Source organism: Spartinivicinus poritis (genome assembly GCF_028858535.1).
GTDB classification, from domain to species: domain Bacteria; phylum Pseudomonadota; class Gammaproteobacteria; order Pseudomonadales; family Zooshikellaceae; genus Spartinivicinus; species Spartinivicinus poritis.
The window spans coordinates 295,168-314,475 of sequence record NZ_JAPMOU010000003.1 but is presented as its reverse complement, the minus strand read 5'-3'; the positions used below and the strand labels follow the sequence as shown (position 1 = coordinate 314,475).

At 42.6% G+C, this 19,308-nt stretch carries 17 protein-coding genes; 10 read left to right on the top strand and 7 right to left on the bottom strand.

The window, feature by feature from the left end:
- The first annotated feature begins 185 nt into the window (after window positions 1–185).
- Window positions 186–1,226: a WD40/YVTN/BNR-like repeat-containing protein gene (locus ORQ98_RS04405; protein ID WP_274687568.1), complete on the top strand. Its 1,041-nt coding sequence runs from the start codon at window positions 186–188 to the stop codon at window positions 1,224–1,226.
- Window positions 1,227–1,236: 10 nt separating this feature from the next.
- Window positions 1,237–3,696 carry an efflux RND transporter permease subunit gene (locus tag ORQ98_RS04400; protein ID WP_274687567.1) on the top strand — a complete coding sequence of 820 codons (2,460 nt, stop codon included), beginning with the start codon at window positions 1,237–1,239 and terminating at the stop codon, window positions 3,694–3,696.
- 75 nt (window positions 3,697–3,771) lie between these two features.
- On the opposite strand, the gene ORQ98_RS04395 is transcribed toward ORQ98_RS04400, so the two are convergent.
- Window positions 3,772–4,416 (bottom strand): hypothetical protein, encoded by a 645-nt coding sequence (locus tag ORQ98_RS04395; protein ID WP_274687566.1) that lies wholly within the window; start codon window positions 4,414–4,416, stop codon window positions 3,772–3,774.
- 565 nt (window positions 4,417–4,981) lie between these two features.
- Between ORQ98_RS04395 and ORQ98_RS04390 the strand changes: the two genes are divergently transcribed.
- Window positions 4,982–5,641: an O-methyltransferase gene (locus ORQ98_RS04390; RefSeq protein ID WP_274687565.1), complete on the top strand. Its 660-nt coding sequence runs from the start codon at window positions 4,982–4,984 to the stop codon at window positions 5,639–5,641.
- Window positions 5,642–5,970: 329 nt separating this feature from the next.
- Here the strand turns inward: ORQ98_RS04390 and ORQ98_RS04385 are convergent, their stop codons facing one another.
- Window positions 5,971–6,552: a YceI family protein gene (locus tag ORQ98_RS04385; RefSeq protein ID WP_274687564.1), complete on the bottom strand. Its 582-nt coding sequence runs from the start codon at window positions 6,550–6,552 to the stop codon at window positions 5,971–5,973.
- A 456-nt stretch (window positions 6,553–7,008) separates the two neighbouring features.
- Between ORQ98_RS04385 and ORQ98_RS04380 the strand changes: the two genes are divergently transcribed.
- From ORQ98_RS04380 to ORQ98_RS04360, 5 genes are read left to right on the top strand one after another with little or no spacing between them, the layout of a single operon-like run.
- Window positions 7,009–8,274, top strand: a complete 1,266-nt coding sequence (locus ORQ98_RS04380; protein WP_274687563.1) for an alanine racemase — start codon at window positions 7,009–7,011, stop codon at window positions 8,272–8,274.
- A gap of 38 nt (window positions 8,275–8,312) precedes the next feature.
- On the top strand, window positions 8,313–8,789 hold the full coding sequence (locus tag ORQ98_RS04375) for an acyl-CoA thioesterase (protein ID WP_274687562.1): 477 nt from the start codon (window positions 8,313–8,315) through the stop codon (window positions 8,787–8,789).
- Between the two features lie 8 nt (window positions 8,790–8,797).
- Window positions 8,798–9,634: a hypothetical protein gene (locus tag ORQ98_RS04370; protein WP_274687561.1), complete on the top strand. Its 837-nt coding sequence runs from the start codon at window positions 8,798–8,800 to the stop codon at window positions 9,632–9,634.
- A 55-nt stretch (window positions 9,635–9,689) separates the two neighbouring features.
- Entirely contained in the window at window positions 9,690–11,171 is a 1,482-nt protein-coding gene (locus ORQ98_RS04365) for a glutamate-cysteine ligase family protein (RefSeq protein WP_274687560.1), read from the top strand.
- A gap of 4 nt (window positions 11,172–11,175) precedes the next feature.
- Entirely contained in the window at window positions 11,176–12,201 is a 1,026-nt protein-coding gene (locus tag ORQ98_RS04360) for a M14 family metallopeptidase (protein WP_274687559.1), read from the top strand.
- Window positions 12,202–12,372: 171 nt separating this feature from the next.
- Here ORQ98_RS04360 and ORQ98_RS04355 read toward each other — a convergent pair whose 3' ends face one another.
- The 4 genes from ORQ98_RS04355 to ORQ98_RS04340 all read right to left on the bottom strand — a co-directional run bounded on the left by ORQ98_RS04355 (window position 12,373) and on the right by ORQ98_RS04340 (window position 16,740).
- Window positions 12,373–12,780 carry a hypothetical protein gene (locus ORQ98_RS04355; protein WP_274687558.1) on the bottom strand — a complete coding sequence of 136 codons (408 nt, stop codon included), beginning with the start codon at window positions 12,778–12,780 and terminating at the stop codon, window positions 12,373–12,375.
- Window positions 12,781–12,884: 104 nt separating this feature from the next.
- Entirely contained in the window at window positions 12,885–15,227 is a 2,343-nt protein-coding gene (locus tag ORQ98_RS04350) for a PqiB family protein (RefSeq protein WP_274687557.1), read from the bottom strand.
- Between the two features lie 258 nt (window positions 15,228–15,485).
- Window positions 15,486–16,142 carry a paraquat-inducible protein A gene (locus ORQ98_RS04345; RefSeq protein WP_274687556.1) on the bottom strand — a complete coding sequence of 219 codons (657 nt, stop codon included), beginning with the start codon at window positions 16,140–16,142 and terminating at the stop codon, window positions 15,486–15,488.
- A complete protein-coding gene (locus ORQ98_RS04340; RefSeq protein ID WP_274687555.1) occupies window positions 16,132–16,740 on the bottom strand; it encodes a paraquat-inducible protein A in 609 nt (202 codons plus the stop codon). The genes ORQ98_RS04345 and ORQ98_RS04340 overlap by 11 nt, the downstream gene beginning before the upstream one ends.
- 135 nt (window positions 16,741–16,875) lie before the next feature.
- Here ORQ98_RS04340 and ORQ98_RS04335 point away from each other — a divergent pair, with 135 nt between their 5' ends.
- Both ORQ98_RS04335 and ORQ98_RS04330 read left to right on the top strand, forming a co-directional pair.
- Window positions 16,876–17,385 carry a GNAT family N-acetyltransferase gene (locus tag ORQ98_RS04335; RefSeq protein ID WP_274687554.1) on the top strand — a complete coding sequence of 170 codons (510 nt, stop codon included), beginning with the start codon at window positions 16,876–16,878 and terminating at the stop codon, window positions 17,383–17,385.
- Between the two features lie 13 nt (window positions 17,386–17,398).
- A complete protein-coding gene (locus ORQ98_RS04330) occupies window positions 17,399–17,662 on the top strand; it encodes a YkgJ family cysteine cluster protein (RefSeq protein ID WP_274687553.1) in 264 nt (87 codons plus the stop codon).
- Between the two features lie 163 nt (window positions 17,663–17,825).
- Here ORQ98_RS04330 and gltA read toward each other — a convergent pair whose 3' ends face one another.
- On the bottom strand, window positions 17,826–19,112 hold the full coding sequence (gltA, locus tag ORQ98_RS04325) for a citrate synthase (protein ID WP_274687552.1): 1,287 nt from the start codon (window positions 19,110–19,112) through the stop codon (window positions 17,826–17,828).
- Between the last annotated feature and the right edge of the window lie 196 nt (window positions 19,113–19,308).

The window sequence follows — 19,308 nt, the reverse complement described above, 5'->3', positions numbered from 1 at the left end:
AGTTTGAATTGTGAGTAGCTAACTTGAACGAAAAACCAACACTGCAATCCAGTGAAAAACAACGAAAACGCACAAGTTAAAAACAAATAAGCTAATAGTACTGTCTGATGGTGACCCCACTGATTTTGATGCTATTGGCTCTGCAACCATAACCATTGCAACGATAACGATAAGGGAGTAGGCGCATGCGATTTGCCGCCCGGCAACGACGATTCGCTCGACTTAACCGGTGGCCAGCTCTCAATGCACTGCTTAAAGCTGGCCTGTTGATTTTGCTGCTAACCAATGCTTTTAAACTATACGCTGATAATAAAATAACTGACCCTCCTGCTGTTTTAAGTGACAAAGCAGCTCAGGCGTTATTGCTGGATATCACCATACCACCTGGTAGCCAGCGATTAGTAGCGGTGGGTGAGCGTGGCCATATTGTTTATTCCGATAATCAAGGGCAGCAGTGGCAACAGGCGAAAGTGCCTACCAGCCAATTAGTTACGGCAATTCACTTTGTAGATCAACACCATGGCTGGGCTGTGGGGCATGATTCGATTATTTTAGCCACCACTGATGGTGGTACTAGCTGGCAACGCCAGTATGATGATTTAGCGATGGAAGCTCCCTTATTAGATGTGTGGTTTTTTAACCAGCAAGTGGGTTTTGCTGTGGGGGCGTATGGACAGATTTTACGTACAACAGATGGTGGAAATCGTTGGGAAGATTGGTCTCATACCATCGAAAATGAAGAGGAATTCCATTATAACAGCATTACCGCTATTGATAATGATCGGTTAATTATTGTGGGGGAAGCAGGGTTACTCTATCGCTCAACAAATAAAGGCAAAACTTGGGAATTACTGGAAAGCCCTTATGAAGGCTCTTTATTTGGCACTATAGCGACTGGCACAGCTGATAGTGCACTCATTTTTGGTTTACGAGGCCATATTTTTCGTACCAATGATTTTGGTGATAGCTGGCAGCAGGTCAAGGTAAAAACCGAGCAAGGGTTATATGGTGGACAGTTGTCGTCTGATCAGCAAATTACTTTAGTGGGTAATGCGGGTGTGGTATTAGTCAGTAAAGATGCTGGGCTGAGTTTTCAGGTAGTGCAGCGGCCTGATCGGAAAGCACTGAGCAATGTGGTCAGTTTAGCTGATCAAAAGCTGGTATTAGTGGGTGAGGGTGGTATCAAATTAGCTTCTCCCCTGGGTAAGCCGTTAGAGACTAATTAAGGGGGGATATATGGCTAAATTTCATCACCCAAGTGAAACCGAACCCTTGCTTGAACGGATTTGTTTTAACCATCGACTGTTTTTATTACTGGTGTTTGCGGTGTGTACCATCGTGTTGGGTTATCAGTTAACCAAGCTGAAACCTGAAACCAGTTTTATGAAAATGATTCCAGTGGAGCACCCTTTTATTCAAAACTGGTTAAAACATCAGGATGAGCTGGAAAACTTAGGCAACTCAATTCGTATTGCTGTAGTAGCCAAAGAAGGCGATATTTTCGCTGCGGATTATATGGAAACCCTTAAGCAAATGACTGATGAAGTGTTTTATTTGCGTGGGGTTGACCGGGCAGGCTTAAAATCGCTGTGGACTGCCAGTGTACGCTGGATGGAAGTGACTGAAGATGGCTTTGTGGGTGGGCCGGTTATTCCTAAAGGGTATGATGGCTCAGCGGCTGCATTGGAAGAATTACGTAATAATATTTTGCGCTCTGGGCAAATTGGCCGACTGGTATCGAATGATTTTAAGTCGTCGATTATTTATGTGCCCTTATTTGAAAAAGACCCTGAAACTGGCGAAGCGTTAGATTATCAGGCACTTTCTCAAGCGATTGAAGAAAAAGTACGCAATCAATTTTCAGACCAAGGGGTTGAAATAAAAATTATTGGCTTTGCCAAAAAAGTAGGGGATTTAATTGAGGGTATTGGCTCAATTGCTTACTTCTTTGCTATTGCGATTGGTATTACCCTACTACTGTTGTATGTTTATTCCCGGTGTGGTTTCAGCACCATTATCCCTGTTATTTGCTCCATTGTGGCAGTGATCTGGCAGCTGGGTTTATTGGCCACTTTTGGTTATGGTCTAGACCCCTATTCGGTATTAGTACCCTTTTTGGTATTTGCGATTGGGGTTAGTCATGGGGTGCAAATTATTAATGCTATTGGTTTAGAAGCTGCTACTGGGGCTGATCCTTGTACTGCTGCACGCCGAGCATTTCGTTCGTTGTATATTCCAGGCATGCTGGCCTTAATCAGTGATGCCATTGGCTTTTTAACCCTCTATGTAATTGATATAGCAGTTATTCGTGATTTAGCGGTAGCGGCTTGTATTGGGGTGGCAGTGATTATTTTAACTAACTTGCTACTGCTACCTGTTATCATGTCTTATTTAGGGGTGGGCAATGTTTTTCGTGAGCGAGTTAAAGCGGGTAATGCCACACGCTCTAAAGTGTGGGATCGGTTATCGAACTTTGCCCATCCAGTGGTAGCGCCCATTTCAATTGTTGTTGCCATCGCAGGATTTGGCTGGGGGTGGTACCAAAGTCAGGATTTAAAAATAGGTGACTTAGACCCAGGTGCACCAGAGTTACATCCTGATTCCCGTTATAATCTGGATAATGCCTATATTACCCAACATTATTCCACTAGTGCTGATGTGCTAGTGACTATGGTAGAAACAGCAAAAGAAACCTGTTCAACCTACCCAGTCATGTCAGCAATCGACCGTTATATGTGGGCGATGGAAAATGTTAAAGGGGTACAAACAGCTGTTTCGTTAGTGTCTGTTTCTAAGCTGTATATTAAAGGCACTAACGAGGGTAATTTAAAATGGCAGACGTTATCCCGTAACCAACATGTTCTTAATAGTTCGATTCGTAGTGCCAGTGGTTTATATAACCCAGACTGTAGTATGGCGCCTGTCTTATTGTTTTTAAATGACCATAAAGCAGAAACCCTGGCAAGGGTTGTTGAGGCGACTCAAGCGTTTGCTGCGGAAAATAATACCGATCAGCTAAAGTTTTTATTAGCTTCTGGTAATGCGGGCATAGAAGCAGCGACGAATGAGGTAATTGAAGAAGCTCAATATGAAATGCTGGTGTTTGTTTATGGGGTGGTCAGTATTTTATGTTTAATTACCTTCCGGTCATTGCGGGCAGTGTGCTGTATTATTATTCCGCTAGCACTGACTTCTTTATTGTGCCAGGCATTAATGGCTATGTTAGGCATAGGGGTTAAAGTCGCGACTTTACCGGTGATTGCCTTAGGGGTTGGGATTGGCGTCGATTATGGTATTTATATCTATAGCCGGCTAGAAAGCTTTTTACGCCAGGGAATGGATTTACAAGAAGCTTATTACAACACTTTACGTACAACTGGTAAGGCGGTGAGCTTCACTGGAGTAACGCTAGCAATTGGCGTAGGCACCTGGATCTGGTCGCCGATTAAATTCCAAGCGGATATGGGCATTTTATTAACCTTCATGTTCTTGTGGAATATGATCGGTGCTCTATGGTTGTTACCTGCATTAGCTCGGTTCTTTGTGCGGCCAGAACGGATGGTGGCAAGCCCAGTTTCTCAACATACAACAGAAACAGCCAACGAAGCTAAAAACAGTGAGACAGCTACATCATCAAACACTTCAGAAAAATCCATCAATTCTATGGATAAATCGATGTCTAGCAGTTTGACGTAGAGTCACTAAAAAATCCTAACAATAAAAAACCCACCATTTGGTGGGTTTTTTTGGGGGTTTAACAAACAATCTATTTTAGTACAGCTTTCTTAAACGGAATTTTTGTCGACAACCACCTGGGCGACTATCCATATCATAACGAAGAGTCACAGCATGTCCTTCAGTTACCGTATGCATACCTACACCATCAGCTGCATTACATTGGCCTGCATCACCATCAGCTCTAAAGTTTATATCTAAAGCAATATCTGAACGTCCTTCAATGCTAAAGGTGACTAAACAACCTCCCGCTCGACTATCTGTATCAACTCGATAGGTTGGAATGTTCAAATAGGATGGTGAGCTTACAACAGGTATAATTTTTTCACCTGAGTTGTCGCATTGGCCTCTGCCATCTGGGCGGAAATTGACTTTTAGGTACAGCCCTGATAATTCATTTTTCGGATCTAAAATAGCAAATCCTTGCTGACAACCACCTGCACGGCTATCGGTGTCAAGCCTTACCTCAGGATTCCAAATACCTAAAGGCGTATAGCTTGTTCCCATAAAAGAGGCTGCATCTTTACATTGACCAATATCACCATCAGCAATAAATTTATGGATAAACATTGCAGCAGAAGGTGCCGTAGCTGCTTCTGAAGCATAGTCGGTATTGGCTGAGGTTATTGTTGGAAGGACGAGCGAACAAGCTAAAACAAGCTTTTTAATTGAGAATTTCATACTAATTCCTTTTAAACGAATATATACCCTTCGCGAATGATTTTTATAGTTTGTTGTCTGCGTTCCTCACCCCAATCACCTATTATTTATAGGCCCATGGGTTTCGTTACTTGACGGCTGCCTCTAAAAAACCATTCGCTTTGGCTATACCTTAAAGTAAGAAAGTGTGTAACGGTAAGGGGGAAAATATTATATGAATACTTCTCCGTAAGCCAGTCTAAAAGTTTGATGGTAAATGACTAAAAACTTGATCTAATTATTTGAAAAATAAGATAAAATAATAAAACACTACAATTCACTTACAATACTGCGGACAGTTTTATAGGTGTTGTATGTTAGTGTTTACGGGGGGAGTGCTCTACTCTCATATACTTTATTGCAAGATAGCCTGAGGCTTAACATGCAATAAACTCCTCCTTCCTATGGTACATGGCCTGTAGAGCAATGTTTTATAATTCAAAAACTGTCCACAGTATTGCACTTAGACTAAAGAATAATAGTGATTTCAACTATAGGGCAGAATGAAATTATCATACGGATAAATTTTAATCGAAGGATTATTTAAATGAGTCGATCAACACTAAACATGACAGATGTTATTGAGAACTATATTTGGCAAGTAGGCGTGCGGGAAACAGCAGTAATGCAACAGTGCCGTGAAGAGACGGCAGCGATGCCTAATGCCAATATGCAAATTGCCCCTGAACAAGGGCAGTTTTTAGCCCTGTTAGCTCAATTAATGGGTGCCAAGCGGATTGTTGAGGTAGGGACTTTCACTGGTTATAGTGCATTATGGATGGCATCAGTGTTACCAGATGATGGTGAGTTAATTGCCTGTGATATCAGTGATGAATATACATCAAAAGCCAAACAATATTGGCAGCAAGCAGGAATAACCAACAAGATCGACTTAAAAATTAAGCCTGCTACGGAGTCTCTTGCGGAATTACTAGCGGCTGGTGGAGCAGGTCAGGTTGATATGTTATTTATTGATGCTGATAAAATTGGTTACCAGGATTATTACGAACAAGGTTTACAACTGCTTCGACAGGGTGGATTAATGGCGTTTGATAATACCTTATGGAGTGGCTCGGTGGCAGAGCCCAGTGATGACCCCGATACCGTTGCCTTACAAAAATTTAATCGTCATGTACACAGTGATCAACGAGTGGATATGGGGCTGTTGCCGATAGGGGATGGATTAACGTTGGTTAGGAAGAAATAGCGTCGTGAAAGTACTTCAAACCACTTCCCCCCTTTGGAAAAGGGGGGCTAGGGGGGATTTTTTTAGACTCTTTGAGTAGGCTCTCATGAAATCCCCCTCAATCCCCCTTTAAGAAAGGGGGAGGATGTAATTAATTAAAAAACCACTGCTATGCGGAATAACTAGCACTTTTTTAGGGGAGATGTCTTTAATTTGAAGTACTTTTTCGGCTGTTTCAAAAAGCGGGAGCTAGGGAGAATTATAACGATGGCACAATCCAACCTCCCCCTTTGGAAAAGGGGGGGAGCAGCTTTTACAACAACTTCAGAAGGATAGGGAGCTAAGTCTCACTACGCTTTTTCAAAGACCAACTTAAATGTCACTGGCACCGCAAAACTAATGCTGTTTAAACCAGCCAGTTCTTTTAATTTATCAACCCCTGGTGTCATGCCGTATTTTGAGGCATCAATCAATATAGGTTTGAGGCTGCTCACTAATAAGGTGTTGTCTTGTAGTTTTGATACAGATAAATCCACTTCTAACGGATGGGTTTGACCATGTAAGTTGAGATTAAGTTTAACGGTTTCTTTGCAGCTAGCGCCAACATCTAACTTAACTGCTTTATTAATATTGATTTTACCTGTGATAACGGCATTAGGGTGTTTGTTGGTTTCGAATAAATATTGACGCATCCGTTCGTTACGAATATCAATATTGGTTTCAACGGAATCGAGCTTTACTACAACGTTTACTTGCCCTGCGGCATCCACACCACCTTGCACATCGGTGAAAAAATGAGATTCTGCAACATGTTCTTTTTTTACTGAGACAAAGTTTAAGCGGGATAACTCATAGCTCAACTTCCAATCGGCAGTAGCGGTAGTTGCACTAGAGGCTAATACCAAAGGTAGTAACAGGTGACGTAGTTTCATAATAATAATTCTCGTTGGTCATAAACAATTATTAGAGGTGCCCTCAAAAGAGAATAATGATCAAAAACAACCGACTCTGGCAAGTTATAGTTTGTCAATATTGGGAGAATTATTGGTCATTTTTGAAAGAAGTCGAATGCTGCAGAGCAAAAAATAGAAAGTAACTGCGAGTAAGTAAATAAGCTGTAATTAATATTTAATGGTTGTTCGTAAAATAAATGAAATATATCAGTAGCATATGTCTTATGCAATAACATCCAGTGAGGTGAATACGCCAAGAATTGCTTCTTTCTCTGCTTGCTCGTCGCTTGTCTCGAATCTTCTAATTGCTAAGAGTGGTTTAGACATAAACCAAGCTGACTTCAGAGCCTTTGATATTCAGTCAAATATTCGGGCTAGAATAACCCAGTTGATTATGGCTAAATAAAGTCGCTTATTATAAATGGAACTTATAAAATGATAGCATTTATTGGGATTGCGATTTTAGTATGGATTATTTACCGGCTAACACGAGATGCCAGTCAGCCACATAACTATTATTTTCAGCGGCTCAATCATGTTTTACGAGAAGTTGGGCCTGCCAGACCATTACAATTTATCGATATGGATCGTTTGTCAGATAATGCTGCTGTAATTAAACGACATTATCCATACCCAAAGCAGTTACGTTTTGTTGTTAAGTCATTACCTTGTGTGCCTTTATTAAAATGGTTATTGACCACCTTTCAAAATGATAAATTAATGATTTTCGACTGGCATTTTTTAGCTAAGTTATTACCCCAATTTCCAGGAGTTGATTTTTTATTTGGCAAACCTATGCCGGTACAGGCTTTACGGCAGGCAGTTCAGCAAATACAAGACAACTCACCTGATGCACTTGCCCAGGTGCAGTGGCTGGTGGATTCTCATCAACGATTGTTGCAATACCTGGCAGTCGCAGAGGAACACTCGGTACGTTTACGTATTAGCATTGAAATAGATGTTGGTATGCACCGTGGGGGTATTAATAATCTTGCCAGCTTCCGGCAGGTGCTATCGACTATTCAACAGTATTCAGCCTATTTACAGTTAAGTGGCTTAATGGGGTATGATGCCCATGTGGCAAAAGTACCACACCTGTGGCCTGTTTCTGCTGAAGCTGCAATGGATAAAGCCCACCAAAAAATGTTAAGCCAATACCGACAATATGTGCATGTGCTACAGGTTGAATTTGCTTCACTGTTTCATGCTGCGCTTTGTTTTAACAGTGGTGGCAGCCCTACTTATAGTTTACATAAGGGGAATCAGGTGGTGAATGATGTGAGTTTAGGCTCTTGCTTGCTGCAGCCTACTGATTTTGATTTACCCCACTTAGTAGCCCACCAACCAGCCTGGTTTATCGCTACGCCTGTGTTGAAAAAAATGTCAGGGTTGCATATCCCTTTTGTAGAGCAGTTGTCTAACTTTATTGCTCGTTATTTACCCCGTTGGCAGCATACTTATTTTATTTATGGTGGTTACTGGCGGGCGCAGCCTTGTTCACCACAGGGGTTGTATTTTAATCAACTGTATGGGCGCAGCTCAAACCAGGAAATTTTAACAGGGTCTGCTAGAACGGCCTTGGAAGTTGATGACTATATATTTTTACGTCCAAGCCAAAGTGAAGCAGTGATGTTAGAATTTCCGGAGGTTTATATTGTGCGCGATAGCAAGGTGGTAGAACAGTGGCCAATTCTAAAATAAGATGTCTCTAAAAATGTATTGTCTAGAGACATCTTATAATGAATGATGATTTGAAATTGAGTCAGAATCAGCCTGAATGGGATTTGCCCACACCTTTTATTTTAGATTTAACGGTGGATGCATCAGTTATTGATCACTATGGCCATGTGAATAATACAGCTTATGTCAGCTGGCTACAGGATGTCAGTTGGGCGCACTCGAATAGTATTGGCCTGACGATTGATCAATATCGAGAGTTGAATCGTGCTATGGTGGTACATCGTCATGAGATCGATTATTTAGCCCCCGCTTTTTCTCAAGATAAACTGCAAATTGCTACTTGGGTTGTGATGCTGGATAACAAACTTACCCTTACTAGGCAATTTCAAATCATCAGGCCTGAAGACCAGCGGTGTATTTTGCGGGCTAACACCAAATTTGTTTGTGTGGAACTATCTTCAGGTAAGCCCCGTCGAATGCCAGAATTGTTTATTAAAGGGTATAGCCAACTTTTAGTCAAAAATTACTCTGGTTAGAGAAGTACATGAGTAAAAAAAGTTATTTTATTGCAGTATCGCTATTTTTTATTACAGTAGCTGCTGTGTATTTTTTTATACACTGGCATCGTGAGCAGCAACAGCCTGCTACTTCATTATGGGTGTCGAAAGTTTTAAAAAGTCAGCGCCATGATTTTGGGCATTTCACATTAGTCTGGGATGCCTCACTATTACAATGGCGACTAATGTACCAAGACAAGCTAAATTGGCAATCGCTTCCTCAGCAACGTTTTATTCAGGCAGTTATTCAAGACAATGATCAGCTAATTAATTGTACTCAACAAAGTATTCAGCAGCTATTTACTCAAATGGGTTTAATCCAATTGGGTGGGCAGCTGGCTTGTGGCAAGAAGCTAATACCTTATCAAATGGAGTGGCGATCGATTACCAGTGAAGTCATTAAAGTAAAGCTGATGATACTGCATAATCAGGTAGATCAAATTAACTGGTGGCTGGGTGTGGTGGAGCCACCAAGCTATCAGTTATCAGGTGATAAAGTGACGCTTTGGCAAAATAACCAACAGAGTACTCAAGCTAACATGGAAAATAGTTGTCCCTTACCTGGCAGGCTTGTAGACAATTGTCTGCCGGCTAAAACAGCTGGGTTTTATTGGCCATCAGGGTTGACTGTTTGGCGGTTACATCCTGCTAGCCAAGCACGATTGGCATCAGCCAGTGATCATAGGTTGAATAACAATAAAACAGGTTGGTGGTGGCAACAAAAAAGTGATGAGCTAACGCTATTACTGATTAATCAACCTTCCCCAGAAGCCAGTTACCAGTTATTGCAAAAACTAGCGCGTCATCCTGCTTTGCAGCTTTAGAAGTACTGTCTAAGCTTAAAGTGTTTTTAAGTGCTGGTTCCCTTTGGATGCTATTATGGGTGAAACAGTAACACAGTATCACTTTGATCCTGATGACTACGAGAAATTTTCTCAGCGTTTACATCAAAGCCTGGCTATTTTGCAGCAGCTGATTAAGCGGCCGGGCTTTGGAGAGGGGCCAGTATTATTAGGCGCTGAGTTAGAGCTTTATATTACGGATAAACTCTGTAATGCACTGCCTATTAATCAACGGCTGGTGGATGAGTTTAAAGATAAAAAGCTTACCCATGAGTTAAATCGTTATAATCTGGAATATAATTTATCGCCAGTCAGCATTAAACCTGCTCCTTTTACAAAAATGGCAGAAGAGCTCAATCAGGTCATTAATAGCCTGCAACAACTGGCCAGTAAGCATGAAGGGCGAGTGCTACCTATCGGTATTTTACCTACCTTGACCGAAGATGATATTGATCCTGCTATGATGACGGATATTCCCCGTTATCATGCTTTGACTAAAGGGGTTAAAGCGTTGGGTAATGGCCATTTTATGATAAATATTGATGGCAAAACCCCTTTACAGTTTTGTACGGATGAAGTCACCATGGAAGGGGCTAATACCTCTTTCCAATTGCATTATCAAGTGAAGCCAGAGCGATTTGCTAATGTATTTAACGCCATTCAACTAGCGACACCTGTAGTGTTAGCTTTGGCTGCAAACTCACCTACAATTTTTGGCCATGAGTTATGGCACGAGTCCAGAATTGCTCTGTTTAAGCGCACAGCAGAAACTCACCAGCCACATACTAATTGGCACCAACCTGCGCGGGCGAATTTTGGTCACGGCTGGGTACGTCAAGGGAGTGAAGAGTTAATGGCGGAAGCGATTTGTTTGCATCCTCCGTTATTACCTATTTGTACGGATACTGATTATCAACAACAAATGGCTGATGGTTTAACGCCTAGTTTAGATGAATTACGTTTGCACTTAGGATCGGTTTGGTCGTGGAATCGCCCCGTTTATGACCCTGCTAATGGTGGTCATTTACGAATTGAAATGCGCTCGTTACCAGCTGGCCCTAGTGTAAAAGATATGATGGCAAACGCTGCATTACTGATTGGTTTAGCTGAAGGGCTGGCTGATCAGATGAAATATCTATTGCCTGCAATACCCTTTAGCTATGTAAAAGGTAATTTTTATGAGGCTGCTAAGCGAGGCCTTAATGCAAAGCTAATCTGGCCCAGTTTGACTAGTCATCAGCTGGCTGAACAACCGATAACGAAGCTGGTAGAGATACTGCTGCCCATTGCTTGTAAAGGGTTGGCTAAACTAGGTATTAGTAGCGAAGAAATTGAAACTCATAGCCTAGTAATTAAAGAGAGGGTTTACGCAAAGCAAAATGGAGCAATTTGGCAGCAAATTATGCTCAATAAACTAAAATATCATTACCCACTACCGGAAGCATTGCATCAGTTAACTGAAAAGTACTTTCAAAACTTTATTTCTGGGCAGCCGGTAGCGCAGTGGGCAAGAGAGTAGTGTAATGACTAAGGCAGTGTTAAAAACCTGGTATGACCCCAAGCCGGATGAAATTGCTGATCGGCATGGTGCCTTTTTACAACAGCTTGGCCAACCTACCTGTTTATTTATTCCTGGTAAAGATACCGCTAAGGTAAGAGCGATTACCACTCTGTTGCATGGTAATGAGCCATCAGGATTAATTGCGGTTCATCAATGGTTGAAAAGCCATTATGAGTCACCAGAGGCGAATATTTTAATTATTATTGCTTCAGTAAAAACTGCACTAACAGAGCCCCTGTATAGCTATCGCCATTTACCGGATGAACGGGATTTAAATCGTTGTTTTAATCCACCTTATAATGACAAACAAGGTGAAGTGGCAGAAGCTATTTTAAATTGCTTGGCAGAATATCAGCCAGAAGCGCTATTAGATATTCATAATACGTCAGGCAATGGGCCGGATTTTGCGGTAACCATTAATGACTCTAAACCCCATCAGTGGCTGACTTCTTTATTTACAGGGTTAATGATCAAAACCGATCTTCGTTTAGGCGCATTGATGGAAGTGGTAGATAATATTTATCCGACAGTCACGATAGAGTGTGGTGGTGCTAAAACAGGGCAATCCCATCGTACGGCTTTTCAAGGAGTACAGCGCTATTTGCATACACCTGAATTATTTATGACTAATTCATTTAACCAGGTGCAAATCCTGTATAATCCTGTACGACTGGAGTTAGATAATAATATTAATTTAGATTTCTGCGATCAACCTGTAGTGGGGATGGACTTAACATTACGCAAAGACATTGAACGGTTTAACTTTGGCGTTGTAGATGACTCAGTGCATTTGGGTTGGTTAAATAATGGCAGTGACCGATTGTTAAAAATGAGCGATTTAACCGGTAATGATATTTTTCATGATTACTTTGATATAAAAGACAACACAATCTACCCATCTTTTCCTATTCAGTTGTTTATGATTACCTCAAACCCTGTTATAGCGGTTGATGACTGCTTGTTTTATGCGGTAAGGGCGAGGCATTAAAAATCAAAAAAATAAACTTTTGATATGGTTTTTTATAAAAATATCTTTGCATTTTTATAACGTGGTGGTTGCTACTTTATAGGTGAAGTGGTTTTGGGTGAAAAAATCAGCTTTAGCTGGCCGAAGGTAAATGCCAGGAGGCATTTATAAAATCATTCACGAAGAGTAAAATTAGTCGCAACGCGGGTCTCGGTAATGATCTGTTATAGAGCAGGGATCTCGATACAGGGTACGGTAACCTTCAGCAAATGATTTATTACCATTTAAGTCTTCTACCTGAAAAACATACCAGCCATCACCATTGGTTTTCGCTGGTTGAGGCACATAACCTGTTTTACATTGGTTTTTTAGAAGGTCATATTCGTACTGTTTAATCCTGTGGTAATGAAAATATTGGTGGGGTGGTTTAGACTGTCTATCCATATAACCAAATACAGTCGCATATTCTCCGTTAGGTTGTTTTAGCCATCCCCAATCACTGCCATCAGGCTTGGCGCAATAAACATACATACTCACCCAGCCTGCTTGGCTTATCGATGCTATGAAAAGTATTGAAACTGTGATGAGATGTTTGAGCATGGTTACCTTCCCCAAAAAAGCTGGAAAAATAACCAAAATTCACTTATTAGAAAATACTGATAATTACTTATTATCCACAAGTAACCTACATATATCTTCACCCACTATTTAATCTCAATCTCCGGTCGCCAGTCTAACCACTTAGGATCAGCTTCATCGTGTAAGGTGAAGTATTGTTTTGGGCTGGCGAGTTTGCCCATTTCATTATTATTCGGAGTGGCGAAGGCAATGCCGCCTGCTAGGATCGATTCTAACGTGCCTGTTTTTATTTTAGCGCCACCAAATAAACTAAAATCGACGCCAATTCCGCTGACGTTCCAGAATTTACTGTTGGTTCGGATCAGTGGTGCGTAGTTATATTTGATGGTGAGTGCTATATATACTTCATTGGCTTTGGGGCTTAATTGATAACCGGTGACTTCTCCTACCTGCACATCACGATAAAACACTGGGTTGCCTATTTGGACGGCGCCCAGACGTTTTGCGGCTAGCATTATTTTGAAGCCTGCTAACGGTTTAGTGGTTTGTTTAGGGGCTTCGTCTAACCCATTAAAAGCCGTTGCTCTGGATGGGTTGCCTTTGGCTGGGGCGGCTTCGATATATTTACCCGTCACTAACGTATCTAAATGAGCGGTTTTCGCTAAGCCCAGCTCAGGTTTTACCACCCAGAATTTCGTGCCTTTACGGGCTAAGCGTTCAGCTTCTGGGTTTAGCATGACTTTTACTTGCACTCTAGACAGCTGGTCAATGAGTTTAACTTTAGTCACTTTACCCACTTGAATACCTTGATATTTAATAGCGGTGCCTTCCGATAAACCATCGCCATGTTTAAACGTAATAGTGATGGGGTAGCCAACTTGATGGGCGGAGTCATAATTTTCGTAGATTTTAAAAGAGGCGCCATTTTTGACTGCTTTAGGTCGGCGAACGGGGGGTGTATAAAAAGAAATACCCCCAGCGAAAATGGCGGTCATGGATTCGGTGCGTACTTTTAAACCGGATAAACCACCGCTGATTTCAATACCGCTGCTGTGCCAAAAACGGCTGTGGCTTTGTACCAAGTGTTGATACTCAGGTTTGATGTGAATATCAATTTTTACCTGCTGTTTTTCTTTTGCAAGCTGATAGCTTTTGACGGTGCCCACCGGAATTTTTTTATAATAAATAGTGCTGCCAATATCGATAGAGTCCAGCTCGTCACTCAGCAGAGTTAAATGCAACCCTGGAGTATCCAGTGGCAATGGGGGGCGCGCATTAAGGGCGGTAAATTCTCGTTTAGGTTCATTGGCATTCGGATCGCCAATTCGCATGGCGATATAATTCCCTTTAATTAAAGCATCCAGCCCGGTGATACCGGCAATGCCGATTTTGGGTTTTACCAGCCAAAACTGAGTGCTTTCATTAAGCGCTGGTTCGGCTCGGGGGTCAAACAAAATATCGGCATAAACCCCTTGTAAGTCAGGCATAATAGAGACATCTTTGACAACACCGGCAGTGAGTCCTTCAAAAATAACTTTGGTTTTACCAATAATTAAGTCGCGGCCGGTTTTAAAGCGAATGCGAGCCAGAATACCAGCTTCAGCTGCTTCAAAATCATCGTATAAAACGAACTCATCCAAACTGTTGACTGGGCTGTGTTGAGGCTCCGTATCGGGGGTGTAAAACGCAATGCCACCGGCAATTAAACTGGCCAGTGATTCGGTACGAAATTTAAAGCCTGATAAATCCCCTTTAAAACTAATGCCGCTAGCGTTCCAAAAACGGCTATTTTTCTTGACTAAATGGCGGTATTTTTCATCGATTAATACTTCAATATTCACATTTTTTAAATCATCAGCCAAATTATAGTCGACCACTTTACCGACAATTAATTTTTTATAAAAAACGGGGCTGTCTCGGTCGAGTGAGCCTAGCTCTTTTGCTTGCAAGCGAATATGCAGACCGGTTTCGTCTTCAACCGGCGGCGGCTCTGTTTGGGCGGTAAAACGACGTCTGGTGACGCCCTCTCCTGGCTTGATAGCAATATAATTACCTGACACAAGGGTTTCTAAGCCAGACACTTCGGCAACGGAAATACGTGGTTTAACCAGCCAAAACTGGGTATTTTCTCTTAGTAAAGACTCAGTCTTGGCATCCATTTCTATTACTGCATCTACTGCAGTGAGGTCATCCGTGATGACCACTTTTTTCACAACCCCTGCTCGAAGCCCCCGAAATAAAACTTCTGTCTTACCTGCCACGATACCGGAGCCCGATTCAAATCGAATAACAATATCAACACCGGCATCGCGAATGCCTTTGTAAATAATCCAGCCACCAATCAACAAGGCAATAAACGGCAGTAGCCAAATAGGGGAAATTCCCTTTTTCTGACTAATAATAGGTTCAGGCAAAGGTGGTTGTGGTATAGGGCTATTTGTTTCATTCGCATTGTTCGTGTCAGTCAATCGATGGTTCCTCATACCTTGTCAGGTTGTCGCAAAAGTTATATTTAGCCCCCTCTCCCTCTCGGAGTGTCGCAAAAGCTTACTTCCCCCCTTTGATAAAGGGGGGCTAGGGGGGATTTAAATGGACCAGGGTTAAACCGTTGTATATAAAAATCCCCCTCAATCCCCCTTTTGTAAAGGGGGAAGCTGGGTTGTGCTATCGTTCTAATGCCCCTGTTTTTGACAACAGTTTTAGAACACCCTGTCATCCCATATCCGCTAGCTTTTGCGACAGCCTCCATTTGTTGGGGAAGCATTATCCCAAATCAGTCGTGGATCAAAGGTCATTGCCGCGAACATGGTCATGACGACTACGCCGCCAAATGCACCTGCACCGACCCCAGCTTCAATGGTTGCCAGGTTGCCCATTCTGACCAGCGCGACCAGGGTAGCAATGACAAATAAATCTAACATGGACCAACGGCCAATCCACTCAATCATACGATACATTAAGGTCCGTTGGTGTGGGCTTAGTGCCCACTTGAACTGTACCGATAGTAATAAAACCGTTAACCCTAGTAACTTTAAAAAAGGTACGGCAATACTGGCAATAAATACCACAGCCGCGATAGGGATCATGCCTGCTTTTGCCAAAGCTATCACGCCTGACATGATGGTATCGGCTTGGCCATTACCAAAAAAAGCAATTTTAGTAATCGGGTAGGTGTTGGCGGGAATAAATAAAATTAGGCTAGTTAAGGTTAGTGCCCAGGTTTTTGCCAAACTATTCGGGTAGCGGCTATGCAGCTGGCTATGGCAGCGAGGGCAGCGAATATCCACTGTCGAGTGGTGGTTATTGAGCCGACATACTTTATGACACTCATGGCAAACAATAAGCTGCGCTTGCTGCGCGGTCAGCCAGGGTTTAGTTGACACGATATTGCTCCAGTAATGACCAAACCTGATGCTTGTTGAGGATCACACGAATAAAAATAACGGTTAATAATAAGCCAATAAAGCAAGCAAGTCCTAACCCGAAGTGCAATTCTGCCAGCTCAAGCAATTTAATCATAGAAACTAAAACCCCCAGCATATACACCTCCAGCATGCTCCAGGTGTCGAGTTTCTGATAGCCACGAAAAGCCTGAATATGAAGATGCCAGGTTCTCTTGCGGGTTATCCCAATTAACACATAAGTTAATAAAAGGAGTTTGACAAAGGGAGCAATAATACTGCAAAAACCGATCAGTAATGCAGTCCACCACAGGTCGTGGGTAAAAAGCACATAAATGCCAGCGATGACGGTATCATGTTGTGACTGGCCCAGCATCCGCATGGATAATAAAGGCAGGGTTATCGCAGGAATAAATAAAATAATCGCGCTTAAACAAAGAGCCAGGGTTTTTTCTACAGTATGAGGTGTATTTTCATAAAGGGTATAGCCACAGCGAGGACAGCGTGCTTTACAGCCTTTTGGTAGTGGCTTAATTGGCACAAGTAAATCACATTCGTGACAGGCTGTCAGGGTATCCATAGGCTCCTAGGTCAGTGACTATAATCTTCGCATTGGGCATGCAAATAGTAGACTTTAACGGTAGTTGAGTTATTACGATAGTTGATTCTTGTTGAGTGTGATAGCGTTCATTAAAAAGCAAGGGATATTAGTGATATGGCAGCATCTGAGTCTAGTAGTACTATTTATTATTTAGAAATGAAGTCACTCGACCAGCTAAACCCGGTAGCCGCACCAGCACTTGATGTGCAATTGCAAAGGACTGGAATTTCCTGTTGGCAATTAAATCGATTCTTATATCAGGCGGTAGGAGAACCTTGGCAATGGCATGAGAAATTGTCTTGGTCTAAACAACAGTGGCAAGCCTATGTTGAACGGGATGTGCTGTATACCACCTTGCTTTATGTGTCGGGTACGCCTGCCGGTTACTTTGAGCTGGAGCAGCAATCTGTGGATGTCGAACTCAAGTATTTTGGCTTATTGCCCCAGTTTATTGGGATGAAGCTGGGGGGCTATTTATTATCAGAGGCTATTCGACAGGCGTGGCAGTTGGCTTCAGAGCGAGTGTGGGTGCATACCTGTACTGAAGATCACCCCGCTGCATTGGCCAACTATCAGGCAAGGGGGTTTCAGCTGTATAATACGGAAACCGTTATTCAATCGTAGGTCTTTGTTGCTCATGCAGTGTCGTATGGGGTGTGGTGCTTGTTGTATTGCCCCTTCTATTTCCAGCCCAATTCCTGGTATGCCTAATGGTAAGTTAGCAGGCGAGCGTTGTATTCAGTTAAATGAGCAAAACCTTTGTCGGTTATTTGGTCAACCAGAAAGGCCCATGGTGTGTTTGCAGTTTACGGCAGATGCCGCGGTTTGTGGTGAGACGAATCAGCAGGCGTTGGTGAATTTGATGGAATTGGAGGTGGTGACGGACAGCTTCCCCCTTTGAAAAAGGGGGACTGAGGGGGATTTCATAAAAACTTACTAAAGCACCTCAAGCAACCCGCTCGTCTTTTACGTTCAAATTTAAATCCCCCCTAGCCCCCTTTACTAAAGGGGGGAAGTAGCATCTGCGATAGTCTCAAGGAGGGGGGAAGCGTCTTTTGCAATATTTACTTCCGCTTCTCCACTGGCACAAAGTCCCGCTTTTCTGAGCCGGTATACAATTGACGTGGACGACCAATCCGGTATGGGCCGCTGATCATTTCGTGCCAGTGGGCGATCCAGCCTGGGGTTCGGCCGGTGGCGAAGATCACAGTGAACATTTCCGTCGGTATGCCGATGGCTTTTAAAATAATGCCAGAATAAAAGTCGACGTTTGGATACAGTTTACGTTTAACGAAGTACTCGTCTTCTAACGCGATTTTTTCCAGACGCTTGGCAATTTTCAGTAATGGGTCGTTTTCCAGGCCAAGTTCTTCCAGTACTTCATCACAGCTTTGCTTCATTACTTTGGCTCGTGGGTCGAAGTTTTTGTATACCCGATGGCCGAAGCCCATTAGACGGAATGGGTCGTCTTTATCTTTGGCACGAGCAATAAACTTATCAATATGCTTTTCGTCGCCAATTTCTTCCAGCATATTGAGTACCGCTTCGTTGGCGCCACCGTGAGCAGGTCCCCATAAAGCAGCAATGCCAGAAGCAATACAGGCAAATGGGTTGGCACCAGATGAACCAGCCAGGCGAACAGTAGAAGTTGAAGCATTTTGTTCGTGGTCAGCATGGAGAAGGAAAATACGGTCCATGGCACGAGCAAGCACTGGGTTAATATTGCTTTCTTCACAAGGGGTGCCAAACATCATGTGCAAGAAGTTTTCGCCATAACTTAAGTCATTGCGAGGGTACATGAAGGGTTGGCCAATGGAATATTTATATACCATTGCAGCCAGGGTTGGCATTTTTGAAATCAACCGGAAAGCGGCAATTTCTCGGTGGTGCTCATTACTGATATCCAGTGAGTCATGGTAGAAAGCGGATAATGCGCCAACTACCCCACACATGATGGCCATTGGGTGCGCATCACGGCGGAAACCGTTAAAAAAGTTACGCAGTTGCTCGTGAACCATGGTGTGGTTTTTTATTGTGGCAATAAATTTGGCTTTTTGCTCGGCGTTGGGTAGGTCGCCATACATCAGCAAGTAGCAAACTTCTAAATAGTCTGATTGTTCGGCTAATTGCTCGATAGGGTAACCACGGTGTAGCAGTACGCCTTTAGAGCCGTCAATAAAGGTAATTTTTGACTCGCAAGCGGCAGTGGATACGAAGCCAGGATCAAAAGTAAAAAAACCTTTGGACGTTAACTCTCTTACATCAATTACATCAGGCCCAAGCGAACCGGAGTAAACGGGTAGCTCATGGGTTGTATCGCCGATGGTCAATTGCGCTTTTTTTTCTGCCATCTAGGCCTCCTATCATGCCATTCTTTTGGAAGGGTAAAACATCATTGGTACGGATATACCCTCTTACTATTGTAAAACACTTAGGGTCTGTTGACGTTTAAGCAAAGAACGCTTTTGGCAGCTTGCAAGTAATTATCAACAAACGCTAGTAAATTGACGAATAAACACCGTCTTAATTATATCTTCCCAGGAGGTG

Excerpts from the sequence above, each read along its gene's own strand:
- ORQ98_RS04405 (WP_274687568.1), top strand. The coding sequence starts at position 186 with ATGCGATTTGCCGCCCGGCAACGACGATTCGCTCGACTTAACCGGTGG.
- ORQ98_RS04400 (WP_274687567.1), top strand. The coding sequence starts at position 1,237 with ATGGCTAAATTTCATCACCCAAGTGAAACCGAACCCTTGCTTGAACGG.
- ORQ98_RS04395 (WP_274687566.1), bottom strand. The coding sequence starts at position 4,416 with ATGAAATTCTCAATTAAAAAGCTTGTTTTAGCTTGTTCGCTCGTCCTT.
- ORQ98_RS04390 (WP_274687565.1), top strand. The coding sequence starts at position 4,982 with ATGAGTCGATCAACACTAAACATGACAGATGTTATTGAGAACTATATT.
- ORQ98_RS04385 (WP_274687564.1), bottom strand. The coding sequence starts at position 6,552 with ATGAAACTACGTCACCTGTTACTACCTTTGGTATTAGCCTCTAGTGCA.
- ORQ98_RS04380 (WP_274687563.1), top strand. The coding sequence starts at position 7,009 with ATGATAGCATTTATTGGGATTGCGATTTTAGTATGGATTATTTACCGG.
- ORQ98_RS04375 (WP_274687562.1), top strand. The coding sequence starts at position 8,313 with ATGAATGATGATTTGAAATTGAGTCAGAATCAGCCTGAATGGGATTTG.
- ORQ98_RS04370 (WP_274687561.1), top strand. The coding sequence starts at position 8,798 with ATGAGTAAAAAAAGTTATTTTATTGCAGTATCGCTATTTTTTATTACA.
- ORQ98_RS04365 (WP_274687560.1), top strand. The coding sequence starts at position 9,690 with ATGGGTGAAACAGTAACACAGTATCACTTTGATCCTGATGACTACGAG.
- ORQ98_RS04360 (WP_274687559.1), top strand. The coding sequence starts at position 11,176 with ATGACTAAGGCAGTGTTAAAAACCTGGTATGACCCCAAGCCGGATGAA.
- ORQ98_RS04355 (WP_274687558.1), bottom strand. The coding sequence starts at position 12,780 with ATGCTCAAACATCTCATCACAGTTTCAATACTTTTCATAGCATCGATA.
- ORQ98_RS04340 (WP_274687555.1), bottom strand. The coding sequence starts at position 16,740 with ATGGATACCCTGACAGCCTGTCACGAATGTGATTTACTTGTGCCAATT.
- ORQ98_RS04335 (WP_274687554.1), top strand. The coding sequence starts at position 16,876 with ATGGCAGCATCTGAGTCTAGTAGTACTATTTATTATTTAGAAATGAAG.
- ORQ98_RS04330 (WP_274687553.1), top strand. The coding sequence starts at position 17,399 with ATGCAGTGTCGTATGGGGTGTGGTGCTTGTTGTATTGCCCCTTCTATT.
- gltA (WP_274687552.1), bottom strand. The coding sequence starts at position 19,112 with ATGGCAGAAAAAAAAGCGCAATTGACCATCGGCGATACAACCCATGAG.